The organism is Pantoea sp. R102 (genome assembly GCF_004916815.1).
GTDB lineage: Bacteria > Pseudomonadota > Gammaproteobacteria > Enterobacterales > Enterobacteriaceae > Pantoea > Pantoea dispersa.
Map to the genome: position 1 here is coordinate 19268 of NZ_SDFT01000049.1, position 26162 is coordinate 45429.

At 55.7% G+C, this 26162-nt stretch carries 26 protein-coding genes and 1 tRNA gene; 2 read left to right on the plus strand and 25 right to left on the minus strand.

Annotated features, from left to right (window positions below):
- Window positions 1–86 precede the first annotated feature (86 nt).
- A tRNA-Asn gene (locus tag ERD80_RS06830) sits at window positions 87–162 on the plus strand.
- A 57-nt stretch (window positions 163–219) separates the two neighbouring features.
- Here ERD80_RS06830 and ybiX read toward each other — a convergent pair.
- From ybiX to ERD80_RS22445, 23 genes are all read right to left on the minus strand, one after another.
- On the minus strand, window positions 220–897 hold the full coding sequence (gene ybiX / locus ERD80_RS06835) for a PKHD-type hydroxylase YbiX (protein WP_058771146.1): 678 nt from the start codon (window positions 895–897) through the stop codon (window positions 220–222).
- A gap of 51 nt (window positions 898–948) precedes the next feature.
- Window positions 949–3234 carry a catecholate siderophore receptor Fiu gene (locus tag ERD80_RS06840; protein ID WP_136546300.1) on the minus strand — a complete coding sequence of 762 codons (2286 nt, stop codon included), beginning with the start codon at window positions 3232–3234 and terminating at the stop codon, window positions 949–951.
- A gap of 347 nt (window positions 3235–3581) precedes the next feature.
- Window positions 3582–3749 (minus strand): hypothetical protein, encoded by a 168-nt coding sequence (locus ERD80_RS22435; RefSeq protein ID WP_021313248.1) that lies wholly within the window; start codon window positions 3747–3749, stop codon window positions 3582–3584.
- A 285-nt stretch (window positions 3750–4034) separates the two neighbouring features.
- Window positions 4035–5225, minus strand: coding sequence for a cytochrome c biogenesis protein/redoxin (locus tag ERD80_RS06845; protein WP_136546302.1), 1191 nt, complete (start codon window positions 5223–5225; stop codon window positions 4035–4037).
- 136 nt (window positions 5226–5361) lie between these two features.
- Window positions 5362–6672 (minus strand): ATP-binding protein, encoded by a 1311-nt coding sequence (locus ERD80_RS06850; protein WP_136546303.1) that lies wholly within the window; start codon window positions 6670–6672, stop codon window positions 5362–5364.
- Window positions 6669–7409 (minus strand): response regulator, encoded by a 741-nt coding sequence (locus ERD80_RS06855; RefSeq protein WP_021509836.1) that lies wholly within the window; start codon window positions 7407–7409, stop codon window positions 6669–6671. Before ERD80_RS06855 ends, ERD80_RS06850 begins: the two co-directional genes overlap by 4 nt.
- A gap of 73 nt (window positions 7410–7482) precedes the next feature.
- Window positions 7483–8478: an alpha/beta hydrolase gene (locus ERD80_RS06860; RefSeq protein ID WP_136546305.1), complete on the minus strand. Its 996-nt coding sequence runs from the start codon at window positions 8476–8478 to the stop codon at window positions 7483–7485.
- A 17-nt stretch (window positions 8479–8495) separates the two neighbouring features.
- On the minus strand, window positions 8496–8915 hold the full coding sequence (locus ERD80_RS06865) for a DUF6130 family protein (RefSeq protein ID WP_248295838.1): 420 nt from the start codon (window positions 8913–8915) through the stop codon (window positions 8496–8498).
- A 236-nt stretch (window positions 8916–9151) separates the two neighbouring features.
- Window positions 9152–9898, minus strand: coding sequence for an amino acid racemase (locus tag ERD80_RS06870; protein ID WP_059012206.1), 747 nt, complete (start codon window positions 9896–9898; stop codon window positions 9152–9154).
- Window positions 9891–10655: a class I SAM-dependent methyltransferase gene (locus ERD80_RS06875; RefSeq protein ID WP_136546309.1), complete on the minus strand. Its 765-nt coding sequence runs from the start codon at window positions 10653–10655 to the stop codon at window positions 9891–9893. The genes ERD80_RS06870 and ERD80_RS06875 overlap by 8 nt, the downstream gene beginning before the upstream one ends.
- The gene (locus tag ERD80_RS06880; protein ID WP_136546311.1) at window positions 10612–11841 is read right to left on the minus strand and encodes a DUF711 family protein; all 1230 of its coding nucleotides are present in this window, start codon (window positions 11839–11841) and stop codon (window positions 10612–10614) included. The genes ERD80_RS06875 and ERD80_RS06880 overlap by 44 nt, the downstream gene beginning before the upstream one ends.
- Window positions 11841–12512, minus strand: coding sequence for an NTP transferase domain-containing protein (locus ERD80_RS06885; RefSeq protein ID WP_021509830.1), 672 nt, complete (start codon window positions 12510–12512; stop codon window positions 11841–11843). The genes ERD80_RS06880 and ERD80_RS06885 overlap by 1 nt, the downstream gene beginning before the upstream one ends.
- Window positions 12505–12894: a hypothetical protein gene (locus ERD80_RS06890; RefSeq protein WP_058757367.1), complete on the minus strand. Its 390-nt coding sequence runs from the start codon at window positions 12892–12894 to the stop codon at window positions 12505–12507. The genes ERD80_RS06885 and ERD80_RS06890 overlap by 8 nt, the downstream gene beginning before the upstream one ends.
- Entirely contained in the window at window positions 12891–13670 is a 780-nt protein-coding gene (locus tag ERD80_RS06895; RefSeq protein ID WP_136546313.1) for an NTP transferase domain-containing protein, read from the minus strand. The genes ERD80_RS06890 and ERD80_RS06895 overlap by 4 nt, the downstream gene beginning before the upstream one ends.
- A complete protein-coding gene (locus tag ERD80_RS06900; protein ID WP_136546315.1) occupies window positions 13660–15510 on the minus strand; it encodes a glycosyltransferase family 25 protein in 1851 nt (616 codons plus the stop codon). Before ERD80_RS06900 ends, ERD80_RS06895 begins: the two co-directional genes overlap by 11 nt.
- Window positions 15511–15579: 69 nt before the next feature.
- The gene (locus ERD80_RS22440) at window positions 15580–15858 is read right to left on the minus strand and encodes a hypothetical protein (RefSeq protein ID WP_168926257.1); all 279 of its coding nucleotides are present in this window, start codon (window positions 15856–15858) and stop codon (window positions 15580–15582) included.
- Window positions 15810–17225 (minus strand): EmmdR/YeeO family multidrug/toxin efflux MATE transporter, encoded by a 1416-nt coding sequence (locus tag ERD80_RS06910; protein ID WP_136546317.1) that lies wholly within the window; start codon window positions 17223–17225, stop codon window positions 15810–15812. Before ERD80_RS06910 ends, ERD80_RS22440 begins: the two co-directional genes overlap by 49 nt.
- 120 nt (window positions 17226–17345) lie before the next feature.
- Complete coding sequence (locus tag ERD80_RS06915) at window positions 17346–18095, minus strand: ABC transporter ATP-binding protein (protein ID WP_058771132.1); 750 nt, start codon at window positions 18093–18095, stop codon at window positions 17346–17348.
- The gene (locus ERD80_RS06920; protein WP_021509824.1) at window positions 18088–18963 is read right to left on the minus strand and encodes an ATP-binding cassette domain-containing protein; all 876 of its coding nucleotides are present in this window, start codon (window positions 18961–18963) and stop codon (window positions 18088–18090) included. Before ERD80_RS06920 ends, ERD80_RS06915 begins: the two co-directional genes overlap by 8 nt.
- The gene (gene livM, locus ERD80_RS06925; RefSeq protein WP_088516815.1) at window positions 18956–20239 is read right to left on the minus strand and encodes a high-affinity branched-chain amino acid ABC transporter permease LivM; all 1284 of its coding nucleotides are present in this window, start codon (window positions 20237–20239) and stop codon (window positions 18956–18958) included. The genes ERD80_RS06920 and livM overlap by 8 nt, the downstream gene beginning before the upstream one ends.
- 10 nt (window positions 20240–20249) lie before the next feature.
- Window positions 20250–21164, minus strand: coding sequence for a branched-chain amino acid ABC transporter permease (locus ERD80_RS06930; RefSeq protein ID WP_021509822.1), 915 nt, complete (start codon window positions 21162–21164; stop codon window positions 20250–20252).
- Between the two features lie 81 nt (window positions 21165–21245).
- The gene (locus tag ERD80_RS06935) at window positions 21246–22304 is read right to left on the minus strand and encodes a branched-chain amino acid ABC transporter substrate-binding protein (RefSeq protein WP_168926258.1); all 1059 of its coding nucleotides are present in this window, start codon (window positions 22302–22304) and stop codon (window positions 21246–21248) included.
- A 162-nt stretch (window positions 22305–22466) separates the two neighbouring features.
- Window positions 22467–22628, minus strand: a complete 162-nt coding sequence (locus ERD80_RS22445) for a hypothetical protein (RefSeq protein ID WP_155519940.1) — start codon at window positions 22626–22628, stop codon at window positions 22467–22469.
- A 74-nt stretch (window positions 22629–22702) separates the two neighbouring features.
- Here ERD80_RS22445 and ERD80_RS06940 point away from each other — a divergent pair, with 74 nt between their 5' ends.
- The gene (locus ERD80_RS06940; protein ID WP_021509819.1) at window positions 22703–24157 is read left to right on the plus strand and encodes an AMP nucleosidase; all 1455 of its coding nucleotides are present in this window, start codon (window positions 22703–22705) and stop codon (window positions 24155–24157) included.
- 46 nt (window positions 24158–24203) lie between these two features.
- Here ERD80_RS06940 and ERD80_RS06945 read toward each other — a convergent pair whose 3' ends face one another.
- Window positions 24204–24578 (minus strand): hypothetical protein, encoded by a 375-nt coding sequence (locus ERD80_RS06945; RefSeq protein WP_248295837.1) that lies wholly within the window; start codon window positions 24576–24578, stop codon window positions 24204–24206.
- A 260-nt stretch (window positions 24579–24838) separates the two neighbouring features.
- Window positions 24839–26137, minus strand: coding sequence for an NCS2 family permease (locus tag ERD80_RS06950; protein WP_021509817.1), 1299 nt, complete (start codon window positions 26135–26137; stop codon window positions 24839–24841).
- Window positions 26138–26162 lie beyond the last annotated feature (25 nt).

Genomic DNA, 26162 nt, shown 5'->3' on the forward strand with positions numbered 1-26162 from the left:
GCTTTGCTAGCCAGTTGAATACAAATGTGTTTTTAGCGGTTGACACCCACAGGGGCTGCCATTAATATTCGCCTCGTTCCAACGATTCCTCTGTAGTTCAGTCGGTAGAACGGCGGACTGTTAATCCGTATGTCACTGGTTCGAGTCCAGTCAGAGGAGCCAGATTTAAAGAAGCCCGCTCAGGGAAACCTGAGCGGGCTTTTTGTTGTTGCGTGACGGCTAAACTTCCGTCCAGCCGCGCAGCAGGTTGTGGTACATATTCAGCAGCGACAGCAGTTCTTCGCTGTCACCGTGGCGCGCTTTCAGGCTTTGAATGTTGCGGTCCAGTTCAAACAGCATCGCGCGTTGCTTATCATCGCGCACCATCGACTGAATCCATAAAAACGAGGCGACCCGCGCGCCGCGCGTGACCGGCGTGACGCAGTGCAGGCTGCTGGAGGGATAAAGCACCAGGTCGCCCGCCGGCAGTTTTACGCGGTGCTGACCGTAAGTATCCTCGATCACCAATTCCCCGCCCTCGTAACTGTCGGGTTCACACAGAAATAGCGTGGCGGAGAGATCGGTACGCATCCAGCCGGCCGCGCCATTGTGGCGCACCGCACCGTCAACGTGAAAACCGTAGGTTTCCCCCTGCTGATACCGGTTGAACAGCGGCGCAGAAAGCGTGCGCGGCAGCGCGGCGGCAAAGAATAGCGGATGGCTATTCAGTGCCTGAAGCACTGCAGCCTGCAGCCGATCGTAAAGTGGCGTGCCGGTGTCAATCTGCTGGTTATTTTTTACGGTCGCGCCCTGGCTGCCGACCGTCGCCCGTCCGTCAACCCAGTCAGCCTGCTGCAGCTGTGCGGTAAAGTGCGCCAGCTGTTCAGCGTTAAGCACGGCAGGAATGTGATACATCATCGCGTAGTTCTCGCCATTAAGCGTGGAGCGCGAACGCCCCACGGTTGACCATCAGAAATGCACGTTAGCCGTCAACAGGAAGGTACGCGGCTCGCCCGGATGATAGCGGTAGCCACTCTTGTTGATCGATGCCACATAGTTGGTATCAAACAGGTTATACACGTTGAGCTGCAGGTCGAGGTTATTGTTGACCTTATACCCGAGCTTCGCGTCAGCCACCCAGTAGCCCTCGGTGTGATCCGGCGTGCCCACAGCCCCATCGCTGCCGCGACGCAGGCTGCCAACGTAACGTGCGCCCGCGCCCACCGACAACGCATCAGTAGCCTGATAGTTGGTCCACAACGTGAAGGCGTGCTTCGGCGTATAGGCCAGCGCGGATGAGCCATCCTGTGCCACGCTGGCGCCCTCACGCACCGACGCGTGTTGCATGGTGTAACCGGCAATGATTTCCCAGTCTGGCGTTATGTTGCCGGTTGCTGAGAGTTCATAGCCTTCCACGCGCTTCTTGCCGGTTTGCGAGTAAGTGCCGTCATCATTGGCATCGACCTCATTTTCGATGTCGGTGCGGAACAGTGCGGCGTTCAGCAGCAGCCGCTTGTCCAGCACCTGCCACTTGGTGCCCACTTCGCTGGATTTGGCCTTCTGCGGTTTAAAATCAGTACGGTTGGCGCTGTTGCCGCTGCCACCCGCCGCCAGCGCGAAGCTGCTGCCACCCGGTGGCTGCTGGGAGATGGCGTAATTCACATACAGGTTGCCCTGTTCGGTCAGACGATAGAGCGCCCCCGCTTTCCAGTTCACCAGATTGCCGGATTTCGCCGTGTCCACCGTGGTCACCGGCGTATTACGCGCCACGCCCGCCGGACAAGCCAGCGCGCCGCGTCCGGTGCCGCCACAGGCCGTCGCGCTGTCGTACTCGGTGTGATAGTTGTCGAGACGAATGCCGCCGTTCAGCTCAAAGTCAGAGGTAATCGCCAGCGTATCAAATGCATAGATGCCAAACGTGTCAGTCTGCCCGTTAGCGTTCGCACCGTTGCGGTCCAGACCGCCAATCGAAATGCTGCTGATGGGTTGGTAGATATTCACCGCAGGCGGGGTCAGCGCGTTGACGCCATAGGTGGTCTGGTTTTCACGCGTGAACTCTACCCCGGCACTCACATCATGCCCGACGGAACCGGTGGCAAATTTCGAGGTGATATTGGTCTGGTTGGTGAGAATACGGTTGCTGATATCTTTGATGTTTGCCAGGCGCGACCAGCGCCAGCTGCCAACATCGTTCGGGTTGGGTGCAGTAATGTTACTGGCTCCGCCCATCACCGCCGTCAGCAGATACTCCTGCTTCACCCGCGACCAGCGCGTGGTGTTGCGCAGCGTGGTGTTATCGCTCAAATCGTGTTCAAAGCGCAGCGTAGCACTGTCGGTGGTCGATTTATCGAAATCAGAATCGGTGCCGTAGTAGTTGCTGGTGGCGACCTTGCCGGAATTGTTCAGCGCAGCATACGCGGCAGACGGTGCCGAATAGCCTGGCAGGCCAACGGTCGGAATACCGCCGTCCGGTGTGTTGTTCTGGTGGACGTGCAAATAGTTGACGTACAGCCGCGTTGCGGTGTCCAGCCCCAGCGCCAGCGAAGGCGCGACGCCATAACGCTCGTTCTGGATGTTGTCACGCGCCGCATCATGGGTTTTCTCACCCATCAGGTTAAGGCGAAACGCCGCATTGTCGTTGATTGCCTGGTTGTAATCGAGCGTGCCGCGGCGCATCCACGCGCTGCCGGCGCTGACTGACGCGTCAAGCCCGGTATCCAGCCGCGGTTGTTTGCTGATCATATTGATCGAGCCGGATGGCGCGCTGCGACCATAGTCGGTGCCGGAAGGCCCTTTGATCACCTCCACCTGCTGCGTGTTGAAGGTGTCGCGCGTGACGCTGGCGATGTCGCGAATGCCATCCACGTAAATACTGTTGGAGGTATCGACACCGCGCATGTACACCGCATCGCCGGTAGTTGAGCTGCCGTTTTCCCCGGCATAAAACGCCCCGACGCCCGGCACGTTTTTCAGCGCGTCGGTCAGATTTGTGACGCCCTGATCTTTAATAACCTGATCCGGAATCACCGTCATGGTGCGGGTGGTATCCACCAGCGGACGGGTAAATTTGGGATCGGCCGAGGCATTTGGCGCATACAGCGAAGGCGTGCGCGCTTCAACCACCAGCGTATCATCAGATTTTTTGCCGGAGTTATCGGCACCCAGCGCCGCAACCGGCGAAATACCAATACAAAGCCCGGTGAACAGGGTCAGCGAATTGAAGCTACCAAACGGCAGCTGGCGATTTTTATCCATGTTAAAAGGTGAGTTTCTTATCGTTATTAACGCACTCATTGTCTTAACCGCACCTGCCATTCAGACATAGCACTGAATCAACACGGTTTTCCCAGACAATACTTAAATGATAACGCCAATGGTTATCATTTACCTTTATATTCTTACACGCACGCTGCCGCTTGGGAATACTTTTCTTTACGTTAAAATTACGAAATCAATACAATTGAACAAAACGGCGGGAGGTTACGGCAATTTTTTCATCAGGCGGGCAAACAGCATAAAAAAACCCGCTCGGCGTGAGCGGGTTTTAGTCTGGCGTGCACAGTTCATTCCAGTAGCAATAGCGCATGCGCTGGTGGCGGCGGTTATCGTTCATAGTAGCGATACACGGAAGGATGAAACTCCACGCCGTACAGCTGGCTGATCGGGATCAGCAGATCGATATGCTCACCGGGGTCGAATTCGCGCCCGTCAGGGGTGGCGGCTTTGCTGGCTGCCAGACGCGCCAGCCACTGCTGCAGGATCTTCTTCATTGTCAGCTTCTCCATAAAAGGTTAACGCTGACAGTAAACCCCAGCCCGAACGCGGAACCAAACGACAAGTTATGCGTTGGATTACTGCATTTTGCATATCGGGGTGGTAAGGGGGCTGCGCCATGACGGTCACCCTGAAGAGTGACCCTACGGGCTGGGAGGTCCCCGGCAATGCCGCACGCTGTTTGCCTGATAGTCCTTGAGTCACCCCAGCTTTCAAGGCATCCCCCGCGAATCACAACCTAAATGAGAAGCAGTGGCGGCCCGGGCGGGCCGCCAGACCTGTCATGCACGCGCCTCTTTCAGCAACTGCTGAATTACCCTCTCCTGCTCTTCATAGTTGCCTTCACCAAACGCGGTGTAGCGCAGCTGGCCATGTGCATCAAAGATGTAGTGCGCGGGCCAGTACTGATTACCAAAACGGTTCCAGATGCTGTAATTGTTATCCGCCACTACGGTGTAGGGCAGCTGCCAGCGCGTAATCGCGCGCTTCAGCGCCTTTTCATCGCGCTCCCACGGGTACTCCGGCGTGTGCACACCCACAACGACCAGCCCGTCACGTTGATACTTACTGGCCCAGTCGCGCACGTATGGCAGCGTATGCTGGCAGTTAATACAATCCCAGGTCCAGAAATCGACCAGTACCACTTTGCCCTTTAACGTGGCAGGCGTCACCGGCGCCCCGTTCAGCCACGCTGTGCCCCCCTCCAGCGACGGCAACGCGCTGCTGGTTTGCGGCAGGCTAACCGGCTCCAGGCGTACTTTGGGTGCCGGCGTGGTCAGCCACTGGCTCAGTTGCTGCTCCAGCTTCAGGGCAAAAGCGGGCGCTGCCTGCAGCTGGCTCTGTGAGCCGGTAACAATCACGCCCACCGAGGCGAGCATCAGCACGCCCGCCGCCTGACGCAGCCGCGCACTCATCGCCAGCCCCGGACGCAGTCGCGCCACCAGCGATCGTCCGGCGAAATAGAGCAGCGCCAGCGTCAGCGCGGCACCGCTGCCATACGCCAGCAGCAACACGCCAACCGACAGTGGATGATCGCCCACGACGGCCAGGCTGAGGATCGCGCCCAGCACCGGTCCGGCACAGGGCGACCACAGCAGACCGGTTGCCAGGCCCGCCAGCAGCGCGGCGAGCACCCCGCTACGTCGCTGGCTGGCATCGTTGAGGCGGTTACCCAGCGCGACAAACGGCCGGGTAACGCGTTGGGCGATGCGCGTGGAGATTAACGTCAGTGCGACTATCGCCAGGAACAACAGCGCCAGGTCGCGACCAATGCTGGTGACCTGACTGACCCAGTGGCTGGTAAGCGATACCAGCAGCGCCACCAGCGTGAACATCAGGACCATGCCGCTCAGCAGCGCCAGTAGCTGTCCGCGACGGCCGCGGACGCTGGCAAATACAAAAGGAATAATCGGTAAGGTACAGGGGCTGAGCAGCGTCAGCATCCCGGCGAGAAAAGCGATAAGCAGTGTCATAGAGAACCTCATACGGTGGATAAACGTCTGCGCGTCCGGCAGTACGTCTATTACATCCACCGCATGTGTTCAGGCTGTGTCGGGGAAACGCCGTTTTGTCGGGTTATGTGTGTAGCGGGCAGGCAGATACATCAGGTTACACATCCTGCTGCTGCAGGATGATGCACGCTTCCAGCCCGCCAGCTGCCCGGTTACGCAACTGCAGGCTACCCGCCATCTGGCTCACCAGCTGGGTGGCGATCGCCAGGCCGAGCCCGGTCCCGCCGGTGTGGCGATTGCGTGAACTCTCCACGCGGTAGAAGGGCTCCAGCACCGCCTGTAACGCTTCCTCCGGAATGCCGGGCCCGTTATCACGCACCCGAATCTCTACGCTGTCACCCTGGGGTGAACAGAGTTCAACCTCCGCTTCGCCGCCAAACTTAAGCGCATTGTCGATCAGGTTGGTCATGATGCGCCGGAGTGCCTGCGGCCGCACGGCGAAGGTGTCATGGCCGGTGCACGGCACAAAGTTCACCGCTTTACCGACATCCTGATAGTCACAGACGACGCTATCCAGCAGCGCGTTGAGGCTGACGCTCTGGCGCTTCTCCTCCAGCACTTCCGATGAGCGTGCATAGGCGATGCCCTCGCGCACCAGGCGGCTCATGTTATCGAGATCGCTCAGCAGTTTGTCGCGCAGCTCAGGCTGCTCCGCCATCTCCACCCGCAGCTTCATGCGCGTGATCGGGGTTTGCAGATCGTGGGAGATGGCCGCGAGGATTTGCGCACGCGCTTTGAGGTGATCCTGAATCCGCAGCTGCATAGCGTTAAACGCACGCGCCGCCTGCTGCACTTCATCCGGGCCGTGCTCTGCCATCAGCTGTGCGTGGCTGGCGGCCGGTTTGAGCGCATCAACCGCCTGGGTAAAGCGCACAAACGGTCGCACCACCTGCCGCACCGCCAGCCATGCGCAGCACAGCAGCAGCAGGAGCTGACCCATCAGCACCAGCGGCAGCCAGCGCGCAATCGCCGGCATGCGCGGCCAGAGATCGAGCGTGAGCGGCGCGCCGTCATGCAGCGTCAGATGCACCTGAATATGCTCCCGCGGCCCCGGAATCGCATGAATGCTCATCTGATAGCGCCCGCCAAGCGTCTCCTGCAGTGAGCGTACCGCGTCGCGCGTGCGCCAGCTGGAGGGATACGGCCCCGCTTCGCCCGGCGACAGACTGTAGCGATAGTTGCCGCGCGCCAGCTTCGCCAGCCAGCCCGGACGCTCGTCCGCCGGCAGACGATCGAGGATTGCCACGCTGGTCGCCACATCGTACTCCAGGTTGCCCAGCATCACGCTTTTAGCGCTGTTCATGCGTTCAATCAGCAGGCTTGCCAGCGTGAGAGTATTCGCCAGCAGCAGCCCGCCCAACACGATAATCAGCAGGCGTGACAGCAGCGATCGCGGCCATAGCCTCATTGATGCGCCTCTTTAATCACCACCGTGCTCGCCAGTACGTAACCTTCGCTGCGTACCGTTTTGATGTAGGCCGGTTCACGGGCATCTTCGCGTAACCGCTGGCGCAGCCGGCTAACCAGCAGATCGATCGAGCGCTCAAACAGCTCCGCGTCGCGGCCCTGCGTCAGGTTGAGCAGCTGATCGCGATTCAGCACGCGCTGCGGATGGTCGAGAAACACGCGAAGCAGGCGGTACTCTGCGCCACTCAGCGCCACAATCACGCCGTCGCTGTCCAGCAGATGGCGCGCGGAGGTATCCAGCTGCCACTCACCAAAGGCAATGATGCGGCCGGCCCCGGTAATATGTAAATTTGGCGGCAGCGCCCGGGTACGGCGCAGGATCGCTTTGATGCGCGCCAGCAGCTCACGCGCCACAAAGGGTTTGATCAGGTAATCATCCGCCCCCATCTCCAGCCCGAGAATGCGATCGGTCTCTTCGCTGCGGGCAGTAAGCATCAGTACCGGCAGGTTCTGCCGGGGATCGCTGCGCAGCTGACGGCACAGCGTCAGGCCATCGTCACCCGGCATCATGATATCCAGCACCACCAGATCCACCAGGCTGCTGCTCAGCACGGCGCGCATCTCGCGGCCATTGGCCGCACCGGTGGCGCGGTAACCGGACTTAATCAGATAGTCGGTTATCAGTTCGCGGATATCCCGGTCATCATCCACCACCAGAATGTGATCAACGTGCTCCAAAACAGCCTCCTGTCAGCCGCTTATGCAAAAAAGACCGGCACGCGATGGCCGGTCAGGGTCGTGAATTACTCCGCTACAGTGCGGCCGCATCCTCAACGGCTTGCACAAACGCCTGCGGTGCTTCCGCTGGCGGATTGTGTCCGATATTGCCCGTGAAGGTGCGATGCTGGTACCTGGCGCTGAACCTGGTGCGGTACGTCTCCGGTGCCGGGTGCGGCGCCCCGTTATTATCCCCTTCGATGGTGATGGTGGGGACGCGAATTGTCGGTAACGTGGCTAATGTTTTCTCATAAGCGGCATATTTTTGCTCACCTTTTTCCAGGCCCAGGCGCCAGCGGTAGTTGCTGATAGTGATCGCCACCTGATCCGGATTATCCAGCGCTTTGGCGCTCTGGTTAAAGGTGGCATCGCTGAATTTCCAGCCGGGCGATGCCTGCTGCCAGATCAGTTTCGCAAAGTCGTGTGTATGGGCGGCATACCCCTGCTGACCGCGCTCAGTGGCGAAATAGAACTGATACCACCACTGCTGTTCGGCCTGTGGCGGCAGCGGTTTTTTACCCAACTGCTGGCTACTGATCAGATAGCCGCTGACCGACACCAGCGATTTTACCCGTTCCGGCCATAGGGCCGCGACGATGTCCGCCGTGCGTGCGCCCCAGTCAAAGCCGCCCAGCACGGCCTGTTTGATATTGAGCGCATCCATCAGCGCCACGACGTCCGCTGCGATTGCCGAAGGCTGGCCGTTACGCGGCGTTTTATCCGACAGGAAACGCGTGCTGCCGAAGCCGCGCAGATACGGCACGATCACCCGATACCCTTTAGCCGCCAGCGCCGGTGCCACCTGAGCATAGCTCTGGATATCGTACGGCCAGCCGTGCAGCAAAATCACCGCCTGACCATCACGCGGACCGATGTCCACATAGCCTGTGTTCAGCACGCCCGCGTTGATCTGCTGCACGTGGCTGAAGTCAGCAGCGTAATCGTGTGAGGCCGGGGTGGCGGCAAACGCGGTGCCTGCCGCCGTGAGAACCAGCGTTGCCAACAGAGTCTGACGTAACAGTGTTTTCATAATTTATCTCCGGGTCATCAGTGCGGTGCAATCTGTACGGGCACGTTAAAGGTGATGGTTTTGCTGTCGATCGGTTTATGCGTAGGATCGGCAAGAATAAGGGTGACCTTGTGCGGCCCGACAGGCAGACCGACCAGAATCACCGGCTCACCGCTGGTGTCCGCCCAGTGCCACGAGTTGTCATCCACGATGACGTGAATGTGGCCGATGCGCGGCGTGATTTTCAGCGCTTCCTGGCCAAACACTGGCTCGATGCGCAGGTTTTCTGCCCGGTACTGGATAAACACCGCGCCCTTGCGCAGCGGTCCGGCCAGCGGCGCATCGACAATTAATCGCGCAGGCGGCTGGGGATGATCCAGTGGCGCCACGGCTGCCGGGCCCAGCACGTCAGCAGCGCTCAGTCGCTCCGCCCAGGCACAGGTCGCAGAGGCGCCCATCAGTAACGTTGAAATAAACAGTCGGGTTAACATCGTGGTATCTCCATGCATTCGGTTGATGCGTACAGAAGACCACGGCGATGTATAGCGGATATGTACAGACTGGCGGGTTATGCAACGGCGTGTGTGCTGTGTGGCGGGAGATACAGTGTGATACAAATTGATGTTTACCCCGCCCGGGGGCGGGAAAATTAATGAGTTAAGCGGCCCTTCGACGTTGAAATAATTCGTCCGCCTTAATTACGCAGGCGGCGAAATGATATGGCGCGCAAAGCGGCACGCGCGAGAGCTTCGCTCGAATCAATTAACGTCATTTCCTGCCAGATCGCGCTGTGTTTTAGCAAACTCAACTCTGTGCAAGCCAGAATAATGTGCGTAGCACCCTGTTGCTTCCAGCTATTTACGGCGTCCGCTAACTGGCGCATTGATAGTTCAGACACGCTTTTTGTGGCTTTTATCTCGTTAATGCAGCGTGTCACTAGCTGTTGGGTGGATGCAGCTACATTGACGATCTCGGCGTGCTGTTGCGTAAGCGCATCCTGATACAGCCTGCTCTGGTACAACATTTGCGAACCGAGCACAACGACCCGCTTGCCCTGAGGCGCAATATGCTCAAGTGTGGCATCAATAATATTAATAACCGGAATAGCTGCGTCCTTGCTCCAGCGCGACCAAAGGAGGTGAGCGGTATTACAAGGCACAACGGCAACCGTCGCACCCGCAGCAGCGAGTTCTGTAATAGTTGCGTGAATCCACGGAGAAGGATCACGTTCACCCAGTTGCAAATGACGCCCGCGGCTGGGAATTTTACTATTATTATCAATAATAAGTCGCGGATATTGCCACTCTTTATCTGCCTGAACCAGGCCATACAGCTGCTGGCAAAAATCCAGTGTTGCCCAGGGGGCTACGCCTACGACGCCTAAAACACCTTCATCTGCCGGCCAGCTAACATCGTCATAGAGAGGTGAGATATTAACCATTTTTTTGCTCAAAGTGATAAAGGCGTAATCGGGTTTCAGGATACTTATTAAGCATATGACCTTCAGGGAACATATTTTCACTCCTGGTTAAGCTGAAACCATACCGCGCAAATATAGCTTCGTATTGCTCAGCAGTTCGATATGTAGCCGAATACTCTGCTTGCAGATTCGCAGAATAGCGGTTATTGATTTCGAACCTTTCACCGACCCCCGTACCATCACGCAATAATATAGTGCTTTCTGGTTTACTGTAAGTACGCAAATTACTTAACAATTTTTCAGCTTGCTCATCATTAAGGTAGATCATCAGGCCAGATATAAAAATGACATCGTACTGCTCTGAGCTACAATAACTCTCGGCAGATGAAAGAATGAAATCGACATTATCAATATTGCGTTTTCTGGCTTCAAGCTTACCCACTTCAATCATTGCAGCTGAAAACTCTACAGCGGTGATTTTTTTTGCGCCCTCATGCTGAAAACGAAAAGCCCACTGCCCGACCCCGGCGCCGAGATCAAGTACCGTTTTCCCTGTCAGGTCAGGCAACCAGGCAAAAACTTTTTGCATCTCTGTGCGAATTTTAATATCGAGAAATTTTGGATCGTTTTCCAGATTTGCTAAACTTTCAAACGATAACTTATTGTAATTATCCGCTCGGCGATCCCAAAAATCCTTCACTTTTTTTGCATCTAACATTTCATTAAGCCTGATTTTAGCGATACGTCCAGCGTTCATTATCAGCAGAAAAATCGACATCACTTTTCGCGATATTCATAATGCGGCTATTGCAGAGGAAGTCATAATTAAAGCGTGTAAATTCATTTACCTCTCCGCCAGGAATAGGTAATAAACGTACACCGAGCGGTTTCGTTAACCGCACCGCGAGTGCAGCCGTATCAAGAATAATCGCGGCAATATCTTCAGGCAGTGTCGAACCTGGCACCGGGAGCATATCTAATCCACAACCACAAACAGTTGACCATGCATTAAGCGTATCAATGCTTAATGCACGACGATTATTGGTACTCGCCAGGGCATCATCTTCCAGTACTGAGAACATGACGCCATTAAAACCCGTTGCGCGAGCACCACTGATTGCGACTGCGCTTTTAATCGCATTCGTCAGAATACTGGTTATAAAGAGTGATCCCTGAACGCCACCAGGACGCGCACCAAGATTTTCAACTAACCTGCCAACAGAAATACTGCCATCCGGAAAAGGCGCCAGCGAGGCATCCAGACCGGCATACTCAAGCCCTGAATCAGACGCCAGCTCATGACCGAATGCATCAATTTCGCGTAAGCGTGCGCAGAGTCGAAGAATAAACTGGTCAGCAAAGTCCGCCAGCAGCATGTTGCCTTCCCGTACCTGCTCACTCAATTCCAAAGCAATATCGGTAGTTTCGAGGGCAAAACTAAACTTCAGTGTCTCACCTTCATGCCGGGAAAACGGAAAAAACGGGGCATTTGGCGGACAACGCAATGAGGCACCGAGGCGGAAATTATCAAAGCCATTATTACTGCGATGTGCTACCTGCAACATGAAACGGGCAACGTCATGGCTGGCTCGAATATTTATACCCTGCTCATCGGCTACCATCAGATTCAGAAACATACGCGGTTGCCTGAAGAGTAAAGCAAACGCGGCATCTAACCGTCCGCGGTAATTATCGCCATGCGTTAAGTCCAGCGGTAAGCAAAACCAACGAATATCAAGTCTTTCAGCCAACGCATTGATTGAATTTATTCGTGCTGGCAGGGTATAAATCTCATCTTCATCACGATCATTCAATGGTGGCAGAGTTAAACGTAAGGTTCGCAGTGGCCAACGACGAGACTGGAGTTTATCAATCACTAACGTGCGAAAGTGATGTAAACGTGACTCAGAATGCCCGTCGGAAATAGCGGAGTAAGGCAAGCCCAGCGTAATAGCTCGTATCATTAACCGTGATCCTCCTGCATCAGACGCCAGTAATCTGCCAGCGTATTAATTTCATTAAATGCATGCTCCCCCAGGTCGTGAGCGTAGAGTGCTGTCGTTTTCTGACACGGTAACGTTTGGGCGGCATACAAATTACCATACCGCAGGCATTGCTTATGCCACTGACTCAGGAGTGCCATATCACTGACTTTAAACAGACCCATAGCCTCAGGGTGCTCTGCGGCGCGTATCGGTCCCAGATACGTCTCCTCCACGATGCCCCGGCGATTAACGTCACAATGAATGGAGGTCAGCATGCGATTATGCCGCTGGTGAGTCAAAACGAGATTTCCCTCAGCGTGATCCATTTCATGGATAAGCTGAGGAGAAAAAAACATATCTCCCGAGACAACATACGTGGGGCTATTAATCTGATTCAGGGCCAATCCCAGACTCATTGCATTATTAGTCGTTGCCCAGTTGTCATTGATAACGTAATTCAGATCAGGGTAGGACTCCATAATCTGTAACGCACCAAAGCCAATCACTACGGTAATTCTTTTCCCATGAAAGGCATCAATAGCATAGTCGAGAATCGTTTTCCGCGTTTTGGGATGGCGAATTAAAACTTTATTTTTACCATCCAGTTGCAGGCTTCTGCCGGCGGCCAGAATGATGGCATTTTCAACCATGATAGCCTAACTCCTGCAGCGAAAATTGACATACCGGCATGGGTACAACGAAATCATGCTTTACCGTTTTATAAGGGTAGATGTCATTAATTAATGCACGCCTCGCCACTTCCTGCCAGTCAAATTGATGATTTTCGCGCAACGATCTTAATGGCACCGAGGCGTAATCAAATCGTACGACCGGCACTCTTTTTAGTCCCAGACTGAGCGCGACTTCCATACGGTGCTGGCCGTCCAGTACCAGATTATGGTGTAGATCAAGCGCCAGAGGTTTTACCCATACGCCTTCCTGAATAATTTTATTACGCAACCATTCAACGCGACGTGAACTGAATTTTTCAATATGACGCAATTTTTGTGGTTCAAAAAACTCTACATTCATTTTAGTGCCTCAAAATTTTCTAATAATAAATGATAATCCGCAACCGCCTGCCGGTAATCGACTTCTTCGTTGAAAGATCTTGCAAACAAATCCGTAATATCTACAGCACGGCAGGGTAAGCAAGAGCGGTGTACAATCCAGGGTGCCATGTAATATTGCTGGGTACTTGTCTGTAAAAACGTCTGCCGCAGGCGTCGATCGTTTTCCACCTGTTCCGGAGAGACACTTAGCAAGCCGACCATTTTCATCCAGCCATCAAATGCGGAGTCGTAATCGGGCACATAGGCAATTTTCTTTATAGCAGGTTCAGCTTTACTGGCTTCGACAATACCGCCAGTAAGGCAAGCGTTGTAATAACCATGGGTGAGCCAAAAACTGTCACTGCCCATTTCAGCTTGCATTAACCGCGGCCATACACGTGGATCCAGCAAAACATCCGTTTCGATAATTGTATAGCCATATTCAGGATGATTAAGCGCGCTGACACCTTTTTCAACGGATAATATGTTGACATCATTTTTATAATTATCATTGTGCACTAACTTAATATTAGCATCAGCATAATTATCTTTAATCCAGCGTTCTACAACTGATGACTGATGACCGGTAACCAGTACAATTTCACGCTCGCCGCATTTTAACAGCTCAGTCAGCAACGTATCCAGCACGGTGATTTCACCGACCGGCAGCAAGCATTTAGGATAATTCAGGGTCAGATGCCCCATTCTCATTCCCTGACCAGCAACCAGTAATATTGCGGCGCGTTTAGAAGACATTGTGATGAACTCCAGCGGGCATAAGGGTTTTTTCAATGATTTTTACAATCTCACTGCCTGCGCCCTGCTCTGGCATATGAAGTTCATCACGTAAAACCTGCAGTCGCTTATCACGCATGGGATCCTTGCCTGAAACAAGATTATCAACGAAAGTTTTAATATCTGCGGATTCATTCGCAACGTCATAAGCGTCATAAATAAATTCAGCGCTACTGTTAATACCGAGGCAGTTTTTATGAGTCAGGAAAAGGATTGGCTTACGCGAAGGTAAATACTCCAGCAAAAACGATCCTGCATCTGCCATCAGCGCATCTGATTGTGAAAAGGCGTAGCGATAATCTGCAGAAAAATCCCACTCCACATGTGATTTGAGATGAGAGTATTCGCGCAGCATTTGCCAGTTGTGAGCAGTTTCGCTGTGTGTTCCGCGCTCTATACGAATATCCAGAAATTGTTTAAAAAGCGGATGTGGCCGAATAATCAAATTAACGTCATCACGTTTGATGATATCGAGCATTGCCTGTGTATATAAATTAAATGTAGACCACATCTTTTCATCATCAGGCATGACGAAATGCGGTGCCCATAATAGCGTTGGCTTGTCTTTATTAACTTTGCCATCCGCCTGGGCGCCAAAGCGTGATGGATAGTTATCAAGCTTTGGATGTCCGCTAACATAGACGTGTTGATTGCCATTTCCGCAATATTTAGCAAACTCATCTTTATGCCGCTGAGAGCGAACGAATACCCACCTGGCAACATTTTGACAGGGAAGATTGTACTGATAAACACGGTTTCTCTCGCCATCACCCATATCTAACCCATAAGGAATATAGGCGATAGAAATATTGCGTCGATTAAGCGTCAAACTTTGCAGTTCATTGGGACGTGCATCATCATAAGGATTTTGTAAAAAAACCACATGCGGCTTACGCGCCGTAATCTCATACTCGTGATACTCGGTATACCGGATACCCTTATCATTTAATAAATCACGCTGTGCAGTGTAATCCGGTGCTTTTGCGCCCCGACTGAAATAGGGCGCAAGGATAATCTGGCAATCAAAATGCGGTTTGGCCTGCATAGCGCGATATACCGACTCAAAGTTAGTCCAGCCGGGGGCCCACTGGAAAAAGATATCCACTTTTATCTTTTCTTCGCCAGGTTGATAGGCTGGCCACACTATTTCTTCTAATTTTTTAGCGAAATGCGCTCGATAATCAACAGGTTGGTTTTCGATATCACTTTTATCAGCGGCCTGATAGCCCGCATTGGGAAAGATACCCAACCAGCGGTCACGTTTTATCAAACTATTCCAGCGTACATCTAAAGCCCAGCACTGAGGAACGCCACCCGCCAGTAACCCCTGCAAGCTTTCTGCATAATTATCAATGAGAGTGGAGTAATAATCACCGTTCACAATGTAAGCGCAAGCGCACCATGCATATTGCGGCTTAACAATATAATCCACACTTTTTAACGGCACGACGTTATCATAGTTGGCAGCGAGCAGCGCGACATGCCAGTTGATCTGCTGTAAAGAGGAGAGAAATAGATCAATTCGCTGTTTGGTCTGAATATCATCATGGAAAACCATATCGTCTTCCAGAATCAATACATTTTTCCAGCCGTTTTGCTGAGCCATTTGCAGCACGAGAATATGTGATTTAATACAGCCGATATAGCCTGGCGCTTCTTCAATAGCCTCAAAACGGACAATCTTTTCACGTGGTACGCCAATTGCTTTTAATTGACGAGCGATACGTACCCTGCGATCCTTGCGTTTGTTCAGGTTGATGTATACAACCTTATCTATTGTCTGCCAGTTGACTGCCATCATCTCTACACCCATCGCACTAAGAAAGCTCTCATTTTCAGGACGGCGCAATAAAGACAATTCTTAAGGAAATTAAAAAAATTTTTTAGGTTTACTGGCAAGGCGCACAGTTGTCGCATCACGATCGAATTCACGAAAGCGCTGAGTTAGGTTGCCAGCGGAAAGGCAGCGGTCAGCCCGAAAATAGCCGTGCGGCTTGAGGCGGGGCCGGGTATGGCAGGCATAGGGTGCGATCTGTTTTTGCTGGCGCAATAACCCGATCATAAAACCCTGTGCCTGTCTTTTTGTGGGATTCCTCAGCCCTATGGGCCACTGCTCTTCGCGAGCATTTTGCGGTAATTGTTCAGCCATTTGCCGCTGGTTAAACGCCACCAGAAACTGATACCGCGCACCGTCCAGTCGAGGAACATGCCGAGCCAGACGCCAATCACCCCCATGCCCAGCACGATGCCGAGCAGATAACCGGCCACCACGCGCGCGCCCCACATACTGAACATCGATACATACATGGTGTACCGTGCGTCGCGCGCGCCTTTTAGTCCGGCCGGCAGCACCCAGGAGGCGGTCCAGATAGGCATAAAGGCGGCATTCAGCCAGATCAGGTGTTTGGTTACCTCAATCACCTGCGGATCGCGGGTGTAGAATCGCGCCAGCGTGCCCGCCAGCGGCACGGTGATAAACGCCAGCGTACATAGCCCAATCATCGCCAGCCAGAATACGTGCTTGATCTGCCGCTCCGCCTGCATCACCTGATTTTTCCCTAAGCGCCTGCCGGTGATAATGGTCGACGCAGAACCCAGCGCGTTGCCCGGCAGGTTAATCAGCGTGGCGATGGAGAAGGCAATAAAATTACCGGCGATCTCATTGGTGCCCATGCCGGCGACAAAAATCTGCGTCAGCAGTTTGCCGCCGTTAAACAACACCGATTCGATACTGGCCGGTACGCCAATCCCCAGCACTTCCATCAGGATTTTACGATCCCAGCGGCGGAAATAGCTGGCCAGCGTGATTTTCAGCGCCGGACTGATGCCGCGATACAGCACGTAAATGGCCGCCGCCGCGCCGATATAGCGTGAAATGGTTAATCCCAGCCCGGCACCGACAAATCCCATCCCTTCCCAGCCGAGCGCACCGTAGATCAGCACGCTACTGATGATGATATTCAGGATATTCATGCCGCCGTTAATCAGCATCGGAATTTTAGTGTTGCCGGCACCGCGCAACGCGCCGCTGCCTATCAGCGCAATCGCCGCCGCCGGATAGCTCCACGCGGAGGTTTGCAGATAGCTGAGTGCCAGTTCTTTGACCTGCGGCTCGGCGTTGCCGGCAATCACGTCAACAATCAGATGCCCCCAGAACTCGATGGCGATGACCAGCACAAACGCCAGCACCGTCATCAATCCCAGCGACTGCCGCGTCGCCGCACGCGCACGCTTGCCGTTGCGTTTGGCCAGGCTGAACGCCACCACCACCGTGGTACCGAGATCGATGGCGGCAAAAAAGGAGATGATCACCATGTTGAAGCTGTCGGCCAGCCCAACGCCCGCCATCGCCTCTTTGCCCAGCCAGCTCACCAGAAAGGTACTGAGAACCCCCATCAGCATCACGCACAGGTTCTCAATAAAGATGGGCACCGCCAGTGGGGTGATTTCACGCCACAACAGCGTGCGATAAGCACGGCGTTTGGGATACCACGCCGTGTTTCTGATCGCCCGCATTACTGCTACGCCAGGATTTTGCAAGGGAGTACCAAATCACTTTGGTTAAGAAGTAGAGTAATAATGATGATAGGCTGCTAACGATTATGCAAAGTGTTTCCCGTCACCATTTAATCATTATTACAAACTTTTCGCCGACTCCCCGCCCGCGCCGACGCTGCCGCCCAGATAGGCGCTGCGCACCTCTTCGTTATGCAACAGTTCGCTGCCGCTGCCGCTCAGACGAATTTCGCCATTGACCATCACATAACCGCGATCCGCCAGTTGCAGCGCGTGGCGTGCGTTCTGCTCCACCAGAAACAGCGTCATGCCCTGCTGCGTCAGCTCGCGCAGGATGCTGAAAATCTGCTTTACCACCAGCGGGGCCAGCCCGAGGCTGGGTTCATCCAGTAGCAGCAGACGCGGCCGGCTCATCAGCGCGCGGGCGATCGCCAGCATTTGCTGTTCGCCGCCGGAGAGCGTCATTGCCCGCTGTTTTCGCCGCTCCAGCAGGCGTGGAAACAGCGTGTACATGCGTTCTTTATCCTGCTTCATGTAGCGCTCGCCGATGGCGATGGTGCCCATCAGCAGGTTCTCTTCCACCGTCATATCCGGAAAGATGCGCCGTCCTTCCGGCGCCTGAGCAATGCCGCTGGCGGCGATAAAATGGGTCGACCGCTGGCTGATGGCTTCTCCGCGCAGGCGAATTTCACCGCTGGCAATGCGCGGCTGACCAAAAATCGACATCAGCAGCGTGGATTTTCCCGCACCGTTGGCCCCAATCAGCGCGACGGTTTCCCCTTCCGCCACGGTCAGCGACACCTGCTTCAGCGCCTGCACCGGGCCGTAAAACACATCTACCTGTTCAAACGCCAGCATTGCTTCAGCCATGCTCGCTCTCCTCTTCCGCGCCGAGATAAGCGGCGATCACCTTCGCATCGTGTCGAATCTGCTGCGGCGTGCCCTGGGCGATCACGTCACCGTGATCCAGCACCACGATGTGATCGGAAATGCGCATCACCATCGGCATATCGTGTTCAATCAACAGCACGCTGATGCGATGATCGGCGCGCAGCTGATGCAGAATCTGGCTCAGCGCCTCGGTTTCGACCGGATTAAGCCCCGCTGCGGGCTCATCCAGGCAGATCAGCTCCGGCCGGGTGCACATGGCGCGCGCAATCTCCAGCCGGCGCTGCTGGCCGTAAGAGAGCGTACCGGCCAGCCGGTTGGCACTGCTGACCAGATCAACGCGCTCCAGCCAGTAAAAAGCGCGATCGAGCGCGCGACTCTCCGCCGCCCGATAGCCGCGGGTATTGAGGATGCCGGCCAGCAGCTGACGGTTGACCTGCATATGCTGCGCCACCAGCAGGTTCTCCACCACCGACATCTCGCGAAACAGGCGGATGTTCTGAAAGGTACGCGCCAGACCGGCGCGGTTGACCAGATGTGCGCCGCCAAACATCTTGTACCAGATACGCGAGCCCAGCCGCGCCGGCCGCAGCCAGTCACCCGGCTGAATCTTCTGGCCCAGCACCTGGATCACATCGGTGCTGCGCTGATGGGCATTGAGCACAATGCGCCCGCCGCTGGCGCGATAAAATCCCGTCAGGCAGTTAAATACCGTGGTTTTGCCCGCGCCGTTGGGGCCAATCAGCGCGGTGACCGAGCCGCGCTCCACGCGCAGACTGACATCATTCAGCGCTTTGATGCCGCCAAAGCGCATCATCAGGTTATCAACCTGCAGGATGGCATCACTCATGGCGTACTCCTTTTCTCAGCGGCACACCGACGCGTGCGGTGCGCACCAGGCCGCGCGGACGCCAGATCATCATCAGCACCATCAACATGCCAAACAGCAGCACGCGGTACTCGGCAAAGCTGCGCAGCAGCTCGGGCGCCACCGTCAGCACAAACGCGGCCAGCACCACGCCGAGCGTCGAGCCCATCCCGCCCAGCACCACGATGGCCAGAATCAGCGCGGACTCAAAAAAGGTAAACGAGGTGGGATTAACGAACCCCTGATAGCTGGCGAAAAATACCCCGGCAATACCGGCGGTTGAGGCTCCGAGCATAAAGGCCGACAGCTTCACCAGCACGTGATTCAGCCCCATGGCGCGACAGGCGATTTCATCTTCACGCAACGCTTCCCACGCCCGGCCAATCGGCATGCGCGTCAGCCGGTGCTTGATAAACAGCACCAGCAGCACTACCAGCACCAGCACCACGTAAATAAAGATGAACTTCATGTTGGGGTTGTAATCGAGATGCAAAAACTGGTGGTACGGTATGCCGCCCTCTTTTGCCCGGCGGGCGAATTCAAGGCCGAGAAAGGTCGGTGACGGCACCGAGACGCCGTTCGGGCCCCCGGTGAACGACAGCCAGTTATTCAGCACCAGCCGGATAATTTCACCGAAGCCGAGCGTGACGATAGCCAGATAGTCACCGTGCATGCGCAGCACCGGAAAGCCGAGCAGCGCACCGGCCAATGCCGCCAGCAGCGCAGCGATGGGGATCATGCTCCAGAACCCCAGCCCGAGATACTGATAGCCCAGCGCCAGCCCGTAGGCACCAATGGCGTAAAATGCCACGTAGCCCAGATCGAGCAGCCCGGCGAGGCCGACCACGATATTGAGCCCGAGTCCCAGCAGCACGTAGATTAGCCCGAGAATCGCCACCGTCAGCAGATACTTGCTGGAGAGAAACGGAAACGCCAGAGCCACAACCAGCAGCAGCGGTATTATCCAGCGCAGGCGCGAGCGGTAACCGGGTTCACGCACGTATACGCCGTCATCGTTGCCCTCAAACTTGCGCAGAAAACGGCGCCCCACGGCGGTATGCAGAAACAGCCCCAGCAGCAAACGTCCTGCCATCACCACTGCCACCAGCAGCGCCACGCGCAGCGGCGACAGCGTAAAACTGTAGCCGCTGAGCACCACGCCCACTACCGGGCCGAACACCACCAGCGCGACAGCACCGGCCAGCAGCGTGTCGAGCAGCACCTGACGGATGCCGCTGGTTTGCGTCATTGCATTCATTCTGGCTTCCTCACACTTTGGCGACCAGCGGCCGGCCCAGCAGTCCCTGCGGACGGAAGATTAAAATCACCACCAGCAGCGAAAACGAGAACACATCTTTGTAATCAGAGTTCACCAGCCCGGCGAACTGCGCCTCGGCCACGCCCAGTAGCAAACCGCCCAGCATCGCACCGGGCAGCGAACCGATGCCCCCCAGCACCGCCGCGGTGAAGGCTTTGATGCCGATAATGAAGCCGGCGTAGAAATCAAACGTGCCGTAGTTCATGGTAACCAGCACCCCGGCCAGCCCGGCCATCGCCGCGCCGATGACAAACACCAGCGAAATCACCCGGTCGGTATTGATACCGAGAATCGACGCCATGCGCCGATCCTGCTGGACCGCACGGCAGATACGGCCCAGTTTGGTGTACTGGATAATCCAGGTCAGCAGCGCCATCCCGCACAGCGCCGCCACCAGGATAAACACTTTGGTCCAGGTGATTTGCACCACGCCGCCGTCAATCTCCATACGCAGCACACCGCTGAGCAGAGTAGGAATGCCCTGCTGATTCGGTCCCTGACTGAGCTGCACATAGTTTTGCAGAATCAGCGACATACCAATGGCAGAGATCAGCGGTGCCAGCCGGGTGGAATTGCGCAGCGGACGATAGGCAATGCGCTCAATGGCCCAGCCGTAAGCGGCGGTGACCACGATGGTGAACAACAGCGTGCCAAAGATCAGCAGTGGAAAGGAGTGAATGCCAAAGTAGCTGAGCAGCGCCAGCCCGATCGCACACAGATAAGCAGAGATCATGTACACCTCGCCGTGGGCGAAGTTGATCATGCCGATAATGCCGTAAACCATGGTGTAGCCGATGGCGATCAGCCCGTAGACCGCGCCCAGCGTCAGGCCGTTAATCAGCTGCTGTATAAAGAAGGCGTCCATATTGTCTCTCGCAGGTGGAAGGCGTGCACAGGTCACGCTCAGATGCGAACGGCCCCGCTGCGCGCGGGGCCGCAGAGCGAATTACAGCTGGTGATATTTGCCTTTGTCATCCCACTGATAGACCACGTAATCCGAGACTTTCAGGTCGCCTTTTTCGTCCCATGCCTTCTTGCCCATCACGGTGTCAACGCTGTTGGCCTTCAGCCAGTCGCTGGCTTTTTCATTGTCTTTGCCTGCCGCTTTGTAGGCGGCGGCCAGAGCCTGAATGGAGGCGTAGGCGTAGAGCGTATACCCTTCTGGCTCAAAACCGCTGGCGCGGAATTTTTCAATCACCGCTTTGCCATCCGCGATGGTGCGCGGGTCATTGCCGAAGGTCATGTACACGCCTTTAGTGAACTGCGGACCGCCGGCGGCAGTCACCAGTTCTTCCGTCACGATGCAGTCGCCGGAGAAGAAAGCCGCATTGACGCCCTGCTCGCGCATCTGACGCACCAGCGGACCCGCCTCCGGATGGCAGCCACCGAAATAGACCACATCCGGTTTCACCGCGCCGATTTTGGTGACCAGCGCATTAAAGTCTTTTTCACCGCGCGACAGCCCCTCATACAGCACCTCTTTGACGCCGCGTTTCTCCAGCGCCGCTTTGGTGGCATCCGCCAGCCCCTGACCGTAAGTATCTTTATCGTGAATCACCGCCACTTTCTTCGCTTTCAGCGTATCGAGGATATAGTTCGCGGCGATACTTCCCTGCTGGTCATCCCGCCCGCACATGCGGAACAGGGTTTTCATGCCGCGCTCGGTGATTTGTGGATTGGTTGAACCGGGCGTAATCGCCAGTACGCCCGCCTCGTCATACACCTCTGAGGCTGGCATGGTCGAGGATGAGCAGAAATGGCCCACCACCGCCATCACTTTGTCCTGATCCACCAGCCGGTTGGCAACGGCCACCGCCTGCTTGGGTTCGCAGGCGTCATCGCCCTGCACCAGCACAATTTTTTCACCGTTTATGCCGCCCGCCGCGTTAATGTCCGCCGCGGCCTGGCTGGCGCCCTTCCAGTATTGTGTACCGTACGTAGCATTCGGTCCGGTAAACGGACCGGCCACGCCAATCTTTATGTCAGCCTGCGCGTAGAACGCCATGCTTAAACAACCTGCCATCACCACCTTCAATGGGTGTTTTATGAATTTCAAAGACATGCTTTCAATCCTCAACGGGTCAGGAACGGAGCCATACCACGGCCTGGGAGAAATCAATCTGAAACACTTCGAGAGCAGTGTGGTCAGCGCGACCACGGTTGAAATTTAAGCAAAAAGCTCGCCAGAGAAGACAATCGGTGACAATTTTTTTGCAGCGGCATCGCAGCCGGGCGGAAAACGTGCGATGTGGCCTCCCTGCACCTGATAAACATAGCCAGCCTTTTGCCGCCTACCAGCACCGTGATGGTGCAGAATGCGGTCGATCACAGATTCTTCATCGTGATGAGAGGTTTATCCGCTATGCTCTGGTCAAATCGGTCCAAATTGCTGAAGGAGAATCTATGAATACGCAACGGAACGGATTGACCACCGAACAGGCGCTGGATCAACTGGAGCGTCTTTATGACGACGCGGTTGAAGCGCTGCGCAACGCCATTCGCACATTCACTGCCAGCGGCACACTGCCGGACGCCGGGCTGCGCCAGCAGGGGCTTTTTGTCTATCCGGAGCTGCGCATCACCTGGCAGGGTGAAGGCCCGCAGCAAAATCGCACCCGCGCCTGGGGACGTTTTACCCACACCGGTCGCTACAGCACCACCATCACGCGCCCGGCGTTGCTGCGTCACTATCTCAGCGAACAGCTGCAGATGATCGAAAAAGAGTACGACGTGCTGATTGAGGTGGGCCCGTCACAGCAGGAAATCCCTTATCCCTATGTGATTGATGGCTCCGACCTGTCGCTGGACCGCTCCATGAGCGCCAGTATTGCGCGCCATTTTCCGACGACCGAACTGTCGCAGATCGGCGATGAAACCGCTGATGGCCTGTTCAACGCCGACGCGCTATTCCCGCTGTCGCATTTCGACGCGCTGCGCACCGATTTCTCCCTGGCGCGCCTGCGTCACTACACCGGCACCGCGGTAGAACACTTCCAGCCGTTTGTGCTGTTCACCAACTACACGCGCTACGTCGATGAGTTCGTGCGCTGGGCGATTGAGCAGGTGCAGGACCCCAGCACGCCTTACGACAGTCTCGCCTGCGCCGGCGATGTGGTGATCACGGCGGAAACGCAGGACCCAACGGCGATGATGTCGGATCTGGCGTGGAAGAAGCATCAGATGCCCGCCTGGCATTTAACCTCGCCCAATCGTCGCGGCATCACGCTGGTCAATATTGGCGTCGGTCCGTCGAACGCCAAAACCATCTGCGACCACCTCGCGGTGGTGCGCCCACATGCGTGGCTGATGATTGGTCACTGCGGTGGCCTGCGTGAAAGCCAGAGCATCGGCGATTACGTACTGGCACACGCCTATCTGCGTGACGACCACGTGCTGGACAGCGTATTACCACCGGATATCCCGATCCCGAGCATTGCGGAGGTGCAGCGTGCCCTGTACGACGCCACCAAAGCAGTCAGCGGTATGCCCGGCGAAGAGGTGAAGCAGCGCCTGCGCACCGGTACGGTTGTCACCACGGACGACCGCAACTGGGAGCTGCGCTACTCCGCATCTGCGTTACGCTTCAACCTGAGCCGCGCGGTGGCGGTGGATATGGAGAGCGCCACCATTGCCGCACAGGGCTATCGTTTCCGCGTGCCGTACGGCACCCTGCTGTGCGTCTCGGATAAACCGCTGCACGGTGAAATCAAGCTGCCCGGCCAGGCCAACCGTTTCTATGAGGGCGCGATCTCGGAACATCTGCAGATTGGCATCTGCGCCGTTGAGCTGCTGCGCGCCGAGGGTGACAAACTGCACTCCAGGAAACTACGCACCTTCAACGAACCGCCCTTCCGCTAAATCCGCTGTTCCGGCCCATGGACGGGCCGGATTTCTGCTGGCAACCTTAAATTTTCAGCACCGCCACTTTTACAAACCATGCCAGTACGGCGATGAGAGCCGGCAACATGAGGGTCCAGATCAGTCTGTCATTTAACCGTTCGAAATTTTTATCGATGCGTTTCTCCACCTGCCCGATCTCATTCATCAGTTGATTGCACATCAGTCCCTGTTCGGTACGCACGCGTTCCACGTCCGCTCTGGTTGCAAGGTTTTCAAAACGCGCGGTCAGGACCGCGACATCCTGCTGTAACAGCTGAGTGGTGTTCGCCAGCTGTTCTACGTGTTGGGTTAATCGTACCATTAGCGGTGCTCCCTGATTTCTTAACGCCAGAAGGCGAGGCGGCAACCGATGCGACAGCGTGCAAACGGGATAATCCATTATCTTGTCCTTCTTCAGCAACCTTGTGTCATCGCCTCACTACACCGCTATTTAAGCAGAGCGGCAGCGATTAAACATTCCACGATCCCGCCACTGCAGGCAAAAAATTTGCGCATGGCAGAATTTACGGTGAGACAGTAAACAACAGGCCTGAAAGTGAAAAGTGGCGACGGGCAGGCATTGCGAGACATCACGCAAACAATCATTGCGCGCATGTAACAACTTACACGGAAGCCCGGGCGGGCTTCCGTTACACAGCATCAGGCACTCAGCCAGCCGAGTTTAATCACAAACAGAATCGACAGAATCACCAGCGCCGCATTGACCTCTTTGGTGCGGCCACTCAGCAGTTTCACCACCGTCCAGGTAATAAAACCAAAGGCGATACCATTAGCGATTGAGTAAGTCAGCGGCATGGTCAGCGCGGTCACGGTGACCGGTGCCGCCGTGGTGACATCTTTCCAGTCAATTTCTGCCAGACCGGAAGCCATCAGCACCGCGACGAACAGCAGCGCTGGTGCCGTGGCGTAGACCGGCACGCTACCCGCCAGTGGCGAGAAGAACAGGCTGAGCAGGAACAGAATGGCGACCACAATCGCCGTCAGACCGGTACGGCCGCCGGCGCTGACGCCCGCAGCGGACTCCACATAGCTGGTGGTGGTTGAGGTACCCAGCAGTGAACCGAACAGTGCAGCGGCGCTATCGGCGATCAGCGCACGGCCCATTTTCGGCACGTTGCCCTGCTCATCGGCCAGACCGGCGCGTTTCGTCACGCCCAGCAGCGTGCCGGTGTTATCAAACACGTCGACAAACAGGAACGCAAAGATCACGCTCACCAGGCCAACGTTGAACGCGCCGGCGATATCCAGCTGCATAAAGGTCGGCGCAATCGACGGCGGCGCAGAGAACACGCCCGCGAACGGCGTCAGGCCAATGCCCATCGAGATAAAGGTAACAACCAGAATGCCGATCAGTACGGCTCCGGTGACGCGACGCGCTTCCAGCACCACAATGATAAAGAAGCCAAGCAGCGCCAGCAGCGGACCCGGTTTGGTCAGGTCGCCCAGACCGACCAGCGTAGCCGGGTTATCCACCACGATGCCCGCTCCTTCCAGCGCAATCAGTGCGAGGAACAGGCCAATGCCTGCTGCAATCCCGGCACGCAGCGGCAGCGGAATGCTGGCGATAATCCATTCGCGAATTTTAAAAATCGACAGCGCAAAGAAGATCACCGCCGAAAGGAACACCGCACCCAGCGCGATCTGCCAGGTGTAGCCCATATGCAGCACCACGGTGTAGGTGAAGAAGGCGTTCAGGCCCATGCCCGGTGCCAGCGCGATCGGATAGTTGGCGATCAGGCCCATCAGAATCGAACCGATGGCTGCAGCCAGACAAGTGGCAACAAACACCGAGCCTTTATCCATACCGGTCGCCCCGAGGATGCTGGGGTTCACAAACAGGATGTAGGCCATTGCCAGAAAGGTCGTGATACCGGCAATGATTTCGGTGCGCACCGTGGTGTGGTGAGCTTTTAACTTAAAAAGTTTTTCTAACATCATCATCTCTCATCAGCGGAGACGGCCC

Bases quoted from the DNA above. Each gene is read 5' to 3' on its own strand.
- ybiX (WP_058771146.1), bottom strand. From the start codon at position 897: ATGATGTATCACATTCCTGCCGTGCTTAACGCTGAACAGCTGGCGCAC.
- ERD80_RS06840 (WP_136546300.1), bottom strand. From the start codon at position 3,234: ATGGATAAAAATCGCCAGCTGCCGTTTGGTAGCTTCAATTCGCTGACC.
- ERD80_RS22435 (WP_021313248.1), bottom strand. From the start codon at position 3,749: ATGAAGAAGATCCTGCAGCAGTGGCTGGCGCGTCTGGCAGCCAGCAAA.
- ERD80_RS06845 (WP_136546302.1), bottom strand. From the start codon at position 5,225: ATGACACTGCTTATCGCTTTTCTCGCCGGGATGCTGACGCTGCTCAGC.
- ERD80_RS06850 (WP_136546303.1), bottom strand. From the start codon at position 6,672: ATGAGGCTATGGCCGCGATCGCTGCTGTCACGCCTGCTGATTATCGTG.
- ERD80_RS06860 (WP_136546305.1), bottom strand. From the start codon at position 8,478: ATGAAAACACTGTTACGTCAGACTCTGTTGGCAACGCTGGTTCTCACG.
- ERD80_RS06865 (WP_248295838.1), bottom strand. From the start codon at position 8,915: ATGGGCGCCTCTGCGACCTGTGCCTGGGCGGAGCGACTGAGCGCTGCT.
- ERD80_RS06870 (WP_059012206.1), bottom strand. From the start codon at position 9,898: ATGGTTAATATCTCACCTCTCTATGACGATGTTAGCTGGCCGGCAGAT.
- ERD80_RS06875 (WP_136546309.1), bottom strand. From the start codon at position 10,655: ATGTCGATTTTTCTGCTGATAATGAACGCTGGACGTATCGCTAAAATC.
- ERD80_RS06880 (WP_136546311.1), bottom strand. From the start codon at position 11,841: ATGATACGAGCTATTACGCTGGGCTTGCCTTACTCCGCTATTTCCGAC.
- ERD80_RS06885 (WP_021509830.1), bottom strand. From the start codon at position 12,512: ATGGTTGAAAATGCCATCATTCTGGCCGCCGGCAGAAGCCTGCAACTG.
- ERD80_RS06890 (WP_058757367.1), bottom strand. From the start codon at position 12,894: ATGAATGTAGAGTTTTTTGAACCACAAAAATTGCGTCATATTGAAAAA.
- ERD80_RS06895 (WP_136546313.1), bottom strand. From the start codon at position 13,670: ATGTCTTCTAAACGCGCCGCAATATTACTGGTTGCTGGTCAGGGAATG.
- ERD80_RS06900 (WP_136546315.1), bottom strand. From the start codon at position 15,510: ATGATGGCAGTCAACTGGCAGACAATAGATAAGGTTGTATACATCAAC.
- ERD80_RS22440 (WP_168926257.1), bottom strand. From the start codon at position 15,858: ATGGCTGAACAATTACCGCAAAATGCTCGCGAAGAGCAGTGGCCCATA.
- ERD80_RS06910 (WP_136546317.1), bottom strand. From the start codon at position 17,225: ATGCGGGCGATCAGAAACACGGCGTGGTATCCCAAACGCCGTGCTTAT.
- ERD80_RS06915 (WP_058771132.1), bottom strand. From the start codon at position 18,095: ATGGCTGAAGCAATGCTGGCGTTTGAACAGGTAGATGTGTTTTACGGC.
- ERD80_RS06920 (WP_021509824.1), bottom strand. From the start codon at position 18,963: ATGAGTGATGCCATCCTGCAGGTTGATAACCTGATGATGCGCTTTGGC.
- livM (WP_088516815.1), bottom strand. From the start codon at position 20,239: ATGAATGCAATGACGCAAACCAGCGGCATCCGTCAGGTGCTGCTCGAC.
- ERD80_RS06930 (WP_021509822.1), bottom strand. From the start codon at position 21,164: ATGGACGCCTTCTTTATACAGCAGCTGATTAACGGCCTGACGCTGGGC.
- ERD80_RS06935 (WP_168926258.1), bottom strand. From the start codon at position 22,304: ATGGCGTTCTACGCGCAGGCTGACATAAAGATTGGCGTGGCCGGTCCG.
- ERD80_RS06940 (WP_021509819.1), top strand. From the start codon at position 22,703: ATGAATACGCAACGGAACGGATTGACCACCGAACAGGCGCTGGATCAA.
- ERD80_RS06945 (WP_248295837.1), bottom strand. From the start codon at position 24,578: ATGGATTATCCCGTTTGCACGCTGTCGCATCGGTTGCCGCCTCGCCTT.
- ERD80_RS06950 (WP_021509817.1), bottom strand. From the start codon at position 26,137: ATGATGTTAGAAAAACTTTTTAAGTTAAAAGCTCACCACACCACGGTG.